Here is a 13446-nt window from a genome sequence, read left to right on the forward strand (position 1 = left end):
TATGGGGTTAGGTATGCGCATGCGCGCGCTGGTTACTGTAGTTGGTCTGCTGTTGATGGCCCTGGCTGTCGAGGCGGTTGCCGCTACGCAAGTACGAAGTGTCCGCTTATGGCGTGCGCCGGATAACACGCGTCTGGTCTTCGACCTGACGGGGCCGGTTCAGCACAGCCTGTTTACCCTGACTTCGCCTGACCGTCTGGTGATCGATATCAATGGTGCGACGCTTGGCGGCCCCTTGAACGTACCGACGGCCAATACGCCGATCAGCAGCATGCGTTCTGCGCAGCGCACGCCTACCGACCTGCGCGTGGTCATCGACCTGAAAAAAGGTGTGACCCCGAAGAGCTTCACGCTGGCGCCGAATCAGCAATACGGCAACCGTCTGGTGGTCGACCTGTACGACAACGCCGCCGATGCCAATCCGACACCAGTCATTCCGGATACCGCTGCCAACACTGCGCCCGCGGTTCCGGTCAGCCCGGCCAAGCCTGAAATCAAGCTGACCCCGGTGCCGAACGGCAAGCGCGACATCGTTGTGGTGATCGATGCCGGGCACGGCGGGGAAGACCCCGGTGCCTCGGGCGGTGCCGGTCAGAAAGAGAAAAACGTGGTGCTGTCGATTGCCAAGGAGCTGCAGCGCCAGGTGAATGCCGAGAAAGGCTATCGCGCCGAACTGACGCGCACCGGCGACTACTTTATTCCGTTGCGCAAACGTACCGAGATCGCCCGCTCCAAGGGCGCCGACCTGTTCGTGTCGATCCACGCCGACGCCGCGCCGTCTTCCGCTGCGTTCGGCGCATCGGTGTTCGCCCTGTCCGATCGGGGTGCCACTTCCGAAACCGCACGCTGGCTGGCGGACAGTGAAAACCGTTCCGACCTGATTGGTGGTGCCGGCGCGGTCAGCCTCGATGACAAGGACCGCATGCTCGCAGGCGTGTTGCTGGACTTGTCCATGACCGCGTCGCTGTCTTCGAGCCTGAACGTTGGCCAGAAGGTATTGAGCAACATTGGCCGCGTGACGTCGCTGCACAAGTCACGTGTCGAGCAGGCCGGCTTCATGGTGCTCAAGTCGCCGGATATCCCGTCGATTCTTGTGGAAACCGGCTTTATCTCAAACGCCAACGAGGCCAACAAGCTTGGTTCTGCGTCGCATCAGCAGGCGCTGGCGCGTTCGATCACGTCGGGCGTCAAACAGTTCTTCCAGCAGAATCCGCCGCAGGGCACCTACATTGCCTGGCTGCGTGATAACGGCAAGCTGGCCCAGGGGCCGCGCAATCACGTCGTTCGTTCCGGCGAAACCCTGGCCATGCTCGCTGCGCGCTATGACATGAACATCGCCACCTTGCGCAGCGCCAACAATCTGAAGTCCGATGAATTGAAGATCGGCCAGGATCTGCGTATTCCAAGTTCCGAGGTGGCGACTCAGTAATGACCGATCTCCTGCTCGACGGCGCCGAAGCCGATAACGCTCAGACTGCCCTGAACGCAGCACGCATCGAACTGCTCAGTCCGCGTCTGGCCAACCAGATTGCGGCGGGCGAAGTCGTCGAGCGTCCGGCTTCGGTGATCAAGGAGCTGCTGGAAAACAGCCTCGATTCCGGCGCGCGGCGCATCGATGTCGACGTCGAGCAGGCCGGTATCAAACTGTTGAAAGTGCGTGACGATGGCAGCGGTATCTCTTCGGACGATCTGCCATTGGCGCTGGCACGCCACGCGACCAGCAAGATTCGCGACCTGGAAGACCTCGAGCGGGTCATGAGCCTGGGGTTTCGCGGCGAAGCGCTGGCTTCGATCAGCTCCGTGGCGCGCCTGACCCTGACCTCGCGCACCCGCGACGCCGATCAGGCTTGGCAGGTCGAAACCGAAGGTCGTGACATGGCGCCACGCGTGCAACCGGCCGCGCATCCGGTAGGCACCTCCGTTGAAGTGCGGGATCTGTTCTTCAATACGCCGGCCCGACGCAAGTTTCTGAAAGCCGAAAAAACCGAATTCGATCATTTGCAGGAAGTCATCAAGCGCATGGCGCTGGCGCGTTTCGACGTGGCCTTCCACCTGCGTCACAACGGCAAGACCGTGCTGAGCCTGCATGAAGCGCATGACGATACCGCCAGAGCGCGACGTGTCTCGGCAATCTGCGGGCCGGGCTTTCTGGAGCAGGCGCTGCCCATCGAGATCGAGCGCAATGGCCTGCATCTGTGGGGCTGGGTCGGGCTGCCGACCTTCTCGCGCAGCCAGGCCGACCTGCAATATTTCTTCGTGAATGGCCGGGCAGTGCGCGACAAGCTGGTCGCCCACGCGGTGCGTCAGGCGTATCGCGACGTGCTGTTCAATGGCCGTCATCCGACCTTCGTGCTGTTTTTCGAGGTCGATCCGGCCGCTGTGGACGTCAACGTTCACCCGACCAAGCATGAAGTGCGCTTCCGCGACGGGCGCATGGTGCATGACTTCCTGTATGGCACTCTCTACCGTGCGCTGGGCGATGTGCGTCCTGAAAATCAGCTGGGTGGCAGCGCGCCGGTTGTCGCCGAAACGCGCCCGAGCGGACCTGATGCGGGCGAATTCGGGCCGCAGGGTGAAATGCGTCTGGCCAACAATGTGCTGGAGCAGCCCCAGGGCGAGCCGTTTTCCCGGCCTGCTGCCGGTGGCGGCGCTGGCAGCGGTTATCAGTATCAATACACGCCTCGGCCCACCGCTGGCGTGCCGGTGGCCGAAGCGCAAAGCGCTTACCGTGAATTCTTCGCGCCGCTGCCCAGTGCCGCGCCCGCGTCGCTGCCTGAATCGCCCGGTGACATTCCGCCGCTGGGTTATGCGCTGGCGCAGCTCAAGGGTATCTACATTCTTGCTGAAAACGCTCACGGCCTGGTGCTGGTGGACATGCATGCCGCTCACGAGCGGATCATGTACGAGCGCCTTAAAATAGCCATGGCCAACGAAGGCCTGAGCGGCCAGCCATTGCTGGTGCCCGAATCCATCGCGGTCAGCCAGCGTGAAGCGGATTGTGCCGAAGAGCACCTTGCGACTTTCCAGCGCCTGGGCTTCGAACTGCAGCGGCTCGGCCCGGAAACCCTGGCGATCCGCCAGATCCCTGCGTTGCTCAAACAGGCCGAAGCCAATCGGCTGGTCAGCGACGTACTGGCCGACCTCATGGAATACGGCACCAGTGACCGGGTGCAGGCGCACATGAACGAGCTGCTCGGCACCATGGCCTGCCACGGCGCGATTCGCGCCAATCGGCGTCTGGCCATCCCGGAAATGAACGGCCTGCTGCGTGACATGGAAAACACCGAGCGCAGCGGGCAATGCAACCACGGTCGTCCTACCTGGACCCAGATGGGTCTCAATGACCTGGATAAATTATTCCTGCGCGGTCAATGAATGAACGCTTTACCTCCGGCCATCTTTCTCATGGGGCCTACCGCTGCAGGCAAGACCGACCTTGCGATAGAACTGACCAAAGTGCTGCCCTGCGAGTTGATCAGCGTCGATTCTGCGCTGGTCTATCGCGGCATGGACATCGGCACCGCCAAGCCGTCGAAGGCGCAACTGGCTGAACATCCTCACCGTCTGATCGACATTCTCGACCCGGCGCAAAGCTACTCCGCAGCCGATTTTCGCAGTGACGCCCTGGCGGCCATGGCGGAAATTACCGCACGCGGAAATATTCCTTTGCTGGTCGGCGGCACTATGTTGTATTTCAAGGCTCTATTGGACGGGCTGGCGGACATGCCGGCGGCCGATGCACAGGTCAGGGCGCAGCTTGAGGCCGATGCACAGGCCTTCGGCTGGCAGGCATTGCACGATCAACTGGCGGTGGTCGATCCCGTTTCGGCGGCACGTATTCACCCCAACGATCCGCAACGGCTGATCAGGGCGCTCGAGGTGTATCGCGTCAGCGGAATGAGCATGACGGCACATCGCGAGCAACAAACTGCGCAAAGTACCGAAGCAGCCGCATCAGGGCGCCAGCAATTGCCCTATACTGTCGCGAACCTTGCCATCGCTCCGGCTGATCGCAAGGTGCTGCACCAACGCATCGCGCTACGTTTCGAGCAAATGCTGGATCAGGGGTTTCTGGACGAAGTACTGGCATTGCGCTCAAGAGGTGACCTGCATTCGGGGTTGCCATCGATAAGAGCTGTCGGTTATCGCCAGGTCTGGGATCACCTGGATGGGAAGCTGACGCGGGATGAAATGCAGGAGCGCGGCATCATTGCAACGCGCCAGCTGGCCAAAAGGCAGTTCACCTGGCTACGCAGCTGGGAGGACTTGCACTGGCTGGACAGCCTGGCCAGCGACAATCTGTCGCGCGCCTTGAAATACCTGGGATCGGTCTCCATATTGAGCTGAGTCCCTGCAATAGCCGTCTATCCTTGGGGGGTGGTCGGTCAAGCTAATCGAATTCGATTTATTATTTTATTGATCCTTAAAGGAGTGCGGCACATGTCAAAAGGGCATTCGCTACAAGACCCTTACCTGAATACCTTGCGTAAAGAGAAGGTCGGGGTATCGATCTATCTGGTCAACGGTATCAAGCTGCAGGGTACGATCGAGTCTTTCGACCAGTTCGTCATTTTGCTGAAGAACACGGTCAGCCAGATGGTTTACAAACACGCTATTTCCACCGTCGTACCTGTTCGCCCGATTCGCCTGCCAAGCGCTACAGACGCTGACGGCGCGGACGCCGAGCCAGGTAACGCCTGATAGGAGTCTGCCTTGTTCTTTGAGCGCCACAGTGGTGGTGAACGTGCAATTCTCGTTCATCTGGATGGTCAGGACCCTGAGGCGCGCGAAGATCCGCAGGAGTTTCAGGAATTGGCCATCTCAGCCGGTGCCGATACCGTTGCGTTTATCAACGTGCCGCGTCATCGGCCTTCGGCCAAGTATCTGATCGGCTCTGGCAAGGTCGAAGAGCTTCGCGATCAGGTCAAGGCCGAACAGGCCGATCTGGTCATCTTCAATCACACCCTCACGCCCAGTCAGGAACGCAACCTCGAACGCGTTTTCGAGTGTCGTGTGCTTGACCGCACCGGTCTGATTCTGGATATCTTCGCGCAACGGGCGCGTACTCACGAAGGCAAGCTTCAGGTCGAACTGGCCCAGCTTGAGCACATGAGTACCCGCCTGGTTCGTGGCTGGACCCACCTTGAGCGACAGAAAGGTGGTATCGGCCTGCGCGGTCCGGGTGAGACCCAGCTCGAAACCGACCGACGTCTGTTGCGGGTTCGCCTGCGGCAGATCAAGGGACGGCTGGAGAAGGTTCGCAGCCAGCGTGATCAGGCCCGTCGCGGGCGTCGTCGCGCGGATATTCCATCGGTTTCACTGGTGGGGTATACCAACGCCGGCAAATCGACCCTGTTCAACTCGGTAACCGATTCGGATGTGTTTGCGGCAGACCAACTGTTCGCCACGCTCGATCCGACCCTGCGTCGTCTGCAACTCGATGACCTGGGGCCTATCGTGCTGGCCGATACCGTGGGCTTTATTCGCCACCTGCCGCACAAGCTGGTCGAGGCCTTTCGGGCGACGCTTGAAGAATCGAGCAACTCCGATTTACTGCTGCATGTGATCGACTCCCACGAGCCGGATCGCATGTCGCAGATCGAGCAGGTCATGGCCGTGCTTGGCGAGATCGGAGCCGAGGGCTTGCCGATCCTCGAGGTCTATAACAAACTCGATCTGCTTGAAGGCGTAGAGCCTCAGATACAGCGCGATGCCGACGGCAAGCCGCAGCGTGTCTGGGTTTCTGCCCGTGATGGTCGAGGGCTTGATCTGCTCAAACAGGCTATCGCCGAATTGCTTGGCGACGACCTGTTCGTCGGCACGCTGCTTCTGCCTCAAAGTCTTGCCCGGCTGCGTGCCCAGTTCTTTGAACTGGGTGCGGTGCAGAGCGAAACGCACGACGAGGATGGTGCCAGCGTGTTGGCCGTACGACTGCCGCGCGTTGAACTCAATCGACTGGTGAGTCGCGAAGGATTGCAGCCGCTGGAGTTCATCGAGCAACACACTTTGCAATAAAAGCACGAGAAAGCCGTTGTACGGCTTTCCCGAGCATTCTGTAGCATTGGTCGGCGCGCCGCGGGCGCGTCTTTGCTTTATCAGATGGAGAGCGCTATGGCTTGGAATGAGCCGGGTGGCAACTCGAATAATCAAGATCCCTGGGGTGGCAAACGCCGTGGCGGCGACCGCAAGGGACCACCTGATCTCGACGAGGCCTTCCGTAAGCTGCAGGAAAGCCTGAAGGGGTTGTTCGGCGGCGGTAACAAACGCGGCAGCGATGGCGGCGGCAGTGGCAATGGCGGCGGTTCAGGCAAGGGCGGTGGCCTCGGCCTGCTCGGCATTGGCCTGGTCGTGCTCGTCGCTTTCTGGCTGTACAGCGCTATCTATGTGGTTGACGAGCAAGAGCAGGCTGTCGTGCTGCGTTTCGGTCAGTACCACGAGACCGTGGGCCCGGGCCTTAACATCTACTTCCCGCCGTTCGATCGCAAGTACATGGAAAACGTGACTCGCGAGCGCGCCTACAGCAAGCAGGGCCAGATGCTCACCGAAGACGAGAACATCGTCGAAGTGCCGCTCACCGTGCAATACAAGATCAGCGATCTTCAGGCGTTCGTGCTGAACGTCGATCAGCCTGAAATCAGCCTGCAGCACGCGACTGAAAGTGCGTTGCGCCATGTCGTGGGTTCCACGGCGATGGATCAGGTGCTGACTGAAGGCCGCGAACTGATGGCCAGCGAAATCAAGGAGCGTCTGCAACGTTTCCTCGATACCTACCGCACCGGCATCACCGTGACCCAGGTGAACGTACAGAGCGCCGCTGCGCCGCGTGAAGTGCAGGAAGCTTTCGATGACGTGATCCGCGCCCGTGAAGACGAGCAGCGTGCACGTAACCAGGCTGAAAGCTACGCCAATGGTGTGATCCCGGAAGCCCGTGGTCAGGCTCAGCGTATTCTCGAAGATGCCAACGGTTACCGCGATGAAGTGGTTTCGCGTGCCAAGGGTGAGGCGGATCGCTTTACCAAACTGGTTGCCGAGTACCGCAAGGCTCCTGAAGTCACCCGTCAGCGTCTGTATCTGGACACCATGCAGGAAGTCTTCAGCAACACCAGCAAGGTGCTCGTGACCGGCGACAAGGGGCAGAACAATCTGCTTTATCTGCCGCTCGACAAGATGATCGAGAGCAGCCGCAGCAGTAACGGCAATGGCTCCAATTCAGGTACGCCATCGCAGTCGGCCAATGATGCTGCCGCTGCTGCCGCCGCTGCCCGGGCGAATGAGGCTCAGCAGCGTGGTGAAGTACGTACCAGGGAGACTCGCTGATGAGTAACAAATCGCTGATCGCCCTCATTGTTGGCGTGATACTGGCCGTCATTGCCTGGAACAGCTTCTACATCGTGTCCCAGACAGAGCGTGCGGTCCTGCTGCAATTCGGTCGTGTGGTCCAGGCTGACGTTCAGCCGGGTCTGCATGTGAAGGTTCCTTACGTGAACCAGGTGCGCAAGTTCGACGGTCGTTTGCTGACCCTCGATGCACCGACCCAGCGCTTCCTGACACTGGAAAAGAAAGCGGTCATGGTTGATGCCTACGCCAAGTGGCGTGTGAAGGATGCGGAGCGTTTCTACACCGCGACTTCCGGCCTCAAGCAGATTGCCGACGAGCGTCTTTCGCGTCGTCTGGAATCCGGCCTGCGTGACCAGTTCGGCAAGCGCACCCTGCACGAAGTCGTGTCGGGTGAGCGAGACGCGCTGATGGCGGATATCACCGGTTCGCTGAACCGCATGGCCGAGAAAGAACTGGGGATCGAAGTTGTCGATGTCCGGGTCAAGGCCATCGATCTGCCGAAGGAAGTGAATCGCAGCGTTTTCGAACGTATGAGCACCGAGCGTGAGCGTGAAGCGCGCGAGCACCGTGCCAAGGGTAACGAGCTGGCTGAAGGCATCCGTGCCGACGCCGATCGTCAGCGTCGTGTGCTGCTGGCCGAAGCCTATCGCGAGTCGGAAGAAGCGCGTGGCGATGGTGATGCCCAGGCTGCCGCGATCTACTCCAAGGCGTATGGTCAGGACCAGGAGTTCTACGCGTTCTATCGCAGCCTGCGTGCCTACCGCGAAAGCTTTGCGAACAAGAGCGACGTGATGGTGCTTGATCCGAACAGCGAATTCTTTCGCTACATGGAAAAAGCCAAGCCGTAATTAATCACCCGCCGGGCGGCAAAACCGCCCGGTGGGGTGAACGTACGGTGAAACGTGTGTATCATGCGGCAGCCGGGAAATTCCCGGCTTTTTTGCGTCTGCACGATTGATTGGCCGTATCTGAATCAGAGCGCGGCAAGATTTTTCGAGGAAAGTGGTCTGCAAGGCCTGTCTCGGGCATTTGTCGTGCCCGTCATACGGCGCACCACTTTCTGCTTCACTCAAGGTCGGCCCGTAGGCTGGCCGCCTGGATCACAGGGGAATGGCGTAATGGCAACGGTCGACCGCTGGCTGCTACCAGATGGCATCGAAGAAGTACTGCCACCGGAAGCGGCGCGCATTGAAGTAGCGCGCCGTCAGGTGTTGGATCTGTTTCAGAGCTGGGGCTATGAGTTTGTCGTCACCCCGCATATCGAGTATCTCGAGTCCCTGCTGACTGGCGCGGGTTCGGATCTGGATCTGCGCACCTTCAAGGTTATCGACCCGCAATCGGGTCGGCAGATGGGCTTTCGCGCCGACATCACGCCGCAGGTTGCACGCATCGATGCTCACACCCTGAAACGTGAAGGCCCGAGCCGTCTGTGCTACGCGGGCAGCGTTCTGCACGCCCAGCCACGCGCGCTGTCGTCCTCGCGCAGCCCGATACAACTGGGTGCCGAGTTGTACGGCGATGCCAGCCCGAGCAGCGACGTCGAAGTCATCAGTCTGATGCTGGCCATGCTGCAACTGGCCGATGTGCCGGATGTGCACATGGACCTCGGGCATGTCGGTATCTATCGCGGTCTGGCGCGTGCCGCCGGCCTGTCGGGTGAAGTCGAGCAGCAGCTGTTCGATGCACTGCAGCGCAAGGCCATCGATGAGGTGATTGCCCTCACCGCCGATCTGCCGCAAGAACTGGCAACAATGCTGCGCGCACTGGTTGATCTGTGCGGTGGTCGTGAGGTGCTGGACGCCGCACGTGATCGTCTGGCCGGCGCACCGGCGCCGGTGCTGGCCGCGCTGGATGACCTTCTGTCGATCGCCGAGCGTCTGGCTGCGCGTTTCCCGCAACTGCCGCTGTACTTTGACCTGGGCGAACTGCGCGGCTACCACTACCACACCGGTGTGGTGTTCGCAGTATTCGTACCGGGCGTGGGCCAGTCGATCGCTCAGGGCGGTCGTTACGATGACATCGGTGCCGACTTCGGTCGTGCCCGTCCGGCGACCGGCTTTTCCACCGACCTGAAAACCCTGGTTACCCTGGGCCAGGCAGAAATCGTCTTACCGTCTGGTGGCATCTGGGTGCCGGACAGTACGGATGCGGCACTCTGGCAGATGGTTTGCCAGTTGCGCAGTGAAGGTCAGCGTGTGGTTCAGGCGTTGCCTGGGCAGCAGGCGAGCGCCGCGCGTGAAGCCGACTGTGACCGGCAATTGATTCAGCATGGCGAGCACTGGCAGGTAATGCCGCTGGCTTCTTGAGTATTCCTGCCGGCCGCCGCCGGCACCAAGTTTGCGTGAATGAGGACAAGTGTTATGGGTAAGAATGTCGTAGTCCTGGGCACTCAATGGGGTGATGAGGGCAAAGGCAAGATCGTTGATCTGCTGACCGAACATGCTACCGCCGTAGTTCGCTATCAGGGTGGCCACAACGCCGGCCACACACTGGTGATCGACGGTGAGAAAACCGTATTGCACCTGATTCCGTCCGGTGTGCTGCGCGAAGGCGTGCAGTGCCTGATCGGTAACGGTGTGGTGGTTGCTCCCGACGCGCTCCTGCGCGAAATCGTCAAGCTGGAAGAGAAAGGTATTCCGGTGCGCGAGCGTCTGCGCATCAGCCCGTCCTGCCCGCTGATCCTGTCGTACCACGTGGCACTCGACCAGGCGCGTGAAAAAGCCCGCGGCGAGTTCAAGATCGGCACCACCGGTCGTGGTATCGGCCCGGCCTACGAAGACAAGGTCGCACGTCGCGGTCTGCGCATCGGTGACCTGTTCCATCGCGAGCGTTTCGCCGCCAAGCTGGGCGAACTGCTCGACTACCACAACTTCGTGCTGGTCAATTACTACAAAGAGCCTGCCATCGACTTCCAGAAGACGCTCGACGAGTGCATGGAATACGCTGACATGCTCAAGCCGCTGATGCTCGACGTCACCGCTGCGCTGCATGAGATGCGTCGCGACGGCAAGGACATCATGTTCGAAGGTGCCCAGGGTTCGCTGCTGGACATCGACCACGGTACCTACCCGTACGTCACCAGCTCCAACACCACTGCGGGCGGCATTGCCACTGGCTCCGGTTTTGGTCCGATGTACCTGGATTACATCCTGGGCATCACCAAGGCCTACACCACGCGCGTGGGTTCGGGTCCGTTCCCGACCGAGCTGTTCGATGACGTCGGTGCCTTCCTGGCCAAGCGTGGTCATGAGTTCGGTGCCACCACCGGTCGCGCACGCCGTTGCGGCTGGTTCGACGCCGTCATCCTGCGTCGCGCCATCGAAATCAACAGCATCTCGGGCCTGTGCCTGACCAAGCTGGACGTGCTCGACGGTCTGGAAACCATCAACATCTGCGTGGGCTACGAGAACGAAGAGGGTGCCGTCATCGACGCGCCTACCGACGCTGACAGCTATCTGGGTCTGCGTCCGGTCTACGAGCAGATGCCAGGCTGGAGCGAATCCACGCTGGGTGCCAAGACCCTCGAAGAGCTGCCTGCTGCCGCTCGCGCTTACATCAAGCGTGTCGAAGAACTGGTGGGTGCGCCTATCGACATCATTTCGACCGGTCCTGACCGCAACGAAACCATCGTGCTGCGTCATCCGTTCGGCTGATACGTCACCGGGCTGTGCCAAAAAGGGTCGCATGTGCGGCCCTTTTTTATTTTCGCGCCGGGCAGGGAGGCGCACAAAAGTGAGACTTGTGTCACGGCACGGCGCTTGCTACAAAGATGACAGAAAAGTGCCATCATTTTAATGGCGCTGAGGGTGGAGGGATTCTCCTGTGTCTGCTGTCTTATCTCTTTTGCAAAGTCGTTTGTTGCGCCCAGTCTTCGTCGCGCTGGGTATCGCCCTTTTGGTGCAGGTGGTGGTGGCGGTTGCGCTTACCCGGAGCACGGTCACCGCGCTTGAGGCTGATCTTGCCAGCCGTCTCGGGGTAGATTCGCAACATCTTTCCGCGGAGCTGGAGTCGGCGAGTAGCGAAGTGACATCGAGTCTTGATGCCTTGTCATCAAGCACCCGACAGCGCCTGAGTGTCGGGCTTTCTACCCGCCTGAAGGACGAGCAGGCTCAGCTGCGTGCCACGCTGGAGAAAGACCTTCGCGAGTCCGCGACCGACATGGCCGAACTGCTGGCTGCCGTCGCTCCGCGCGCCATGTGGGACAACGACACGCCGACGCTTTCCGAATTCGCACGCCGTGCTCAGCGCAATCCCAACGTGCTGTTCGTCGTTTATGACGACGCCGCAGGTGAACACCTTACGCGTTACATGAACCGCGACAATCCGCTGGTCAAGGCTCTTTTGGCCAAGGGCGAAGGCGAGCGGGCGATGGACAAGGTCCTCAATGCGGCGAAAAACGATCCTTCCGTGTATTACGTCGAAGCATCCATCAGCCCTAACGGTGTGGAGATCGGCAAGGTGCGCATGGGTGTGTCCACGGCAACGGTCGAAGAGAACCTTGCCGCGCTGGACAAGCGTTTCGCGACCCTGATCACCAGTGGTGAACAGTTGGTGTCCGACAGCCTTGCCAGTGCCTCGAAAGACAGCTCGACTGCCTTGCGCACGCGTCTGCAGTCGGCTCAGGCGGCAGCGACTGCAATGACCGGCAATACGCGTGTCGCTGTTCAGGAAGCGGCCGAAACGCTGCGCTGGAGAATCGGCATGGGGCTGGCCCTGGTCGGCCTGGGTGTATTGCTGTTACTGGCGGTGGTGCTCGGGCGCCGGGTCGTCAGCAAGCTGCATCTGCTGATCGCGGCACTCAATGACCTGGCGGCGGGCGAGGGCGATCTGACCAAGCGCGTCAAGCTGGACAGTAATGACGAGATTGGTGATATGTCGGCCGCGGTCAACCGCTTCATCGACAAGCTGCAACCTATCGTCCGCGAGGCGGGTGAGGTGGCGCAGCGCACCGGGCAGGAAATCGGTGTCATGAGCGAGCGTAACGCCGGTGCCGATGCGGCGGCCGAATTGCAGCGGGACGAAGTGGCAGCCAGTCTGAAAGCGCTGGGGCAGATGGCCGACGAGGCGCAGTCGGAAAGCCATGCGATGCAGGCAGCCTTGCGTCAGGTGATCGATATCAAACAGGCCACCGATGAAAACACCCGTACCTCCAGTCAGGTTGGCGGGCTGATCGAGGCGTTGGCCGGGCAGGTCGAGACGGGGGCGCAAGTGATCGAGCGCCTGGCGCAGCAAAGCCAGCAGATCGAGGTGGTGCTGGAAGTCATTCATGGTATTGCCGAGCAAACCAACCTGCTGGCGCTGAACGCAGCCATCGAAGCGGCCCGCGCAGGTGAGACGGGCAGGGGCTTTGCCGTGGTGGCTGACGAGGTACGTGCACTGGCCAGCAAGACCCAAAGCTCGACGGGCGATATTCAGGAACACATCGTGGCCTTGCAGCGCGGCGCGAAAGAGGCGGTCGCTGCCATCGGCATCGCCGGACGCCAGGCCAAGGAAGGTCTGGAAGTGCTGCGAGACAGCGCCAAGCGACAGCAGACGGTGCAGGCCTCGGTGGAGCAGGTGCATGCGGCCATTGGTCTGGCGACCAAGGCGGCCGTTCATCAGGCCGAAGGCGCCCAGGCGGTGCGTGGTCGGGTAGAGGTGATCCATGCTCAGGCCGAGCGTACTGCCAAGGCGGTGGTGGAGACGACCGCCAGCGGCAAGGTGCTCGATGGGCTGGCTGCACAGTTGAAGGCGAGCTTGGGGCAGTTTCGGGCTTGAGTGTCAGGTGCGGCGCTGCAAATGTGGCGCTGCACTGTCTGCAGGAGGAGAGCTTTCGGGAGTCTGAAAGCAAAAAACCGAGCCATTGGCTCGGTTTTTTTGAATTGGTGCCCAGAAGAAGACTCGAACTTCCACGACCTTGCGGTCACCAGCACCTGAAGCTGGCGTGTCTACCAATTTCACCATCTGGGCAGCATCAGCAGCGTATACGCCGTTGATGGGGCGCACTATACGGCGATCGTTTTACTCTGTAAACCCCTGTTTTGATTTAATAATCGAAACCCTGAAAATGCAAAAACCCGCTTTCGCGGGTTTTTGTGAGGCTTGAGACTGTTGTAGTCTGTTGCCTGA

The 13446-nt window shown here is 60.6% G+C and carries 10 protein-coding genes and 1 tRNA gene; 10 read left to right on the top strand and 1 reads right to left on the bottom strand.

From position 1 onward, the window contains the following. The first annotated feature begins 1 nt into the window (after position 1). From P406_RS09765 to P406_RS09810, 10 genes are all read left to right on the top strand, one after another. Positions 2 to 1429 (top strand): N-acetylmuramoyl-L-alanine amidase, encoded by a 1428-nt coding sequence (locus P406_RS09765; RefSeq protein ID WP_198702760.1) that lies wholly within the window; start codon positions 2 to 4, stop codon positions 1427 to 1429. Beyond that, on the top strand, positions 1429 to 3375 hold the full coding sequence (mutL, locus tag P406_RS09770; protein ID WP_046236073.1) for a DNA mismatch repair endonuclease MutL: 1947 nt from the start codon (positions 1429 to 1431) through the stop codon (positions 3373 to 3375). The genes P406_RS09765 and mutL overlap by 1 nt, the downstream gene beginning before the upstream one ends. Further along, positions 3376 to 4347 (top strand): tRNA (adenosine(37)-N6)-dimethylallyltransferase MiaA, encoded by a 972-nt coding sequence (miaA, locus tag P406_RS09775; protein WP_003414475.1) that lies wholly within the window; start codon positions 3376 to 3378, stop codon positions 4345 to 4347. Between the two features lie 93 nt (positions 4348 to 4440). Beyond that, the gene (gene hfq, locus P406_RS09780; protein WP_002551819.1) at positions 4441 to 4701 is read left to right on the top strand and encodes an RNA chaperone Hfq; all 261 of its coding nucleotides are present in this window, start codon (positions 4441 to 4443) and stop codon (positions 4699 to 4701) included. Between the two features lie 12 nt (positions 4702 to 4713). Then, the gene (gene hflX, locus P406_RS09785; protein WP_046236074.1) at positions 4714 to 6015 is read left to right on the top strand and encodes a ribosome rescue GTPase HflX; all 1302 of its coding nucleotides are present in this window, start codon (positions 4714 to 4716) and stop codon (positions 6013 to 6015) included. A 96-nt stretch (positions 6016 to 6111) separates the two neighbouring features. Next, positions 6112 to 7317, top strand: a complete 1206-nt coding sequence (hflK, locus tag P406_RS09790; RefSeq protein ID WP_004409489.1) for an FtsH protease activity modulator HflK — start codon at positions 6112 to 6114, stop codon at positions 7315 to 7317. Continuing rightward, positions 7317 to 8186 carry a protease modulator HflC gene (gene hflC, locus P406_RS09795; protein ID WP_003393535.1) on the top strand — a complete coding sequence of 290 codons (870 nt, stop codon included), beginning with the start codon at positions 7317 to 7319 and terminating at the stop codon, positions 8184 to 8186. The genes hflK and hflC overlap by 1 nt, the downstream gene beginning before the upstream one ends. A gap of 270 nt (positions 8187 to 8456) precedes the next feature. Next, positions 8457 to 9644, top strand: a complete 1188-nt coding sequence (locus P406_RS09800) for an ATP phosphoribosyltransferase regulatory subunit (protein ID WP_003402926.1) — start codon at positions 8457 to 8459, stop codon at positions 9642 to 9644. A gap of 54 nt (positions 9645 to 9698) precedes the next feature. After that, entirely contained in the window at positions 9699 to 10991 is a 1293-nt protein-coding gene (locus P406_RS09805; RefSeq protein ID WP_003366319.1) for an adenylosuccinate synthase, read from the top strand. Between the two features lie 169 nt (positions 10992 to 11160). Beyond that, a complete protein-coding gene (locus P406_RS09810) occupies positions 11161 to 13095 on the top strand; it encodes a methyl-accepting chemotaxis protein (protein WP_046236075.1) in 1935 nt (644 codons plus the stop codon). A 105-nt stretch (positions 13096 to 13200) separates the two neighbouring features. On the opposite strand, the gene P406_RS09815 is transcribed toward P406_RS09810, so the two are convergent. Continuing rightward, positions 13201 to 13287 (bottom strand) — tRNA-Leu (locus tag P406_RS09815). Positions 13288 to 13446 lie beyond the last annotated feature (159 nt).

The organism is Pseudomonas syringae pv. coryli str. NCPPB 4273, assembly GCF_000972175.1.
GTDB lineage: Bacteria > Pseudomonadota > Gammaproteobacteria > Pseudomonadales > Pseudomonadaceae > Aquipseudomonas > Aquipseudomonas syringae.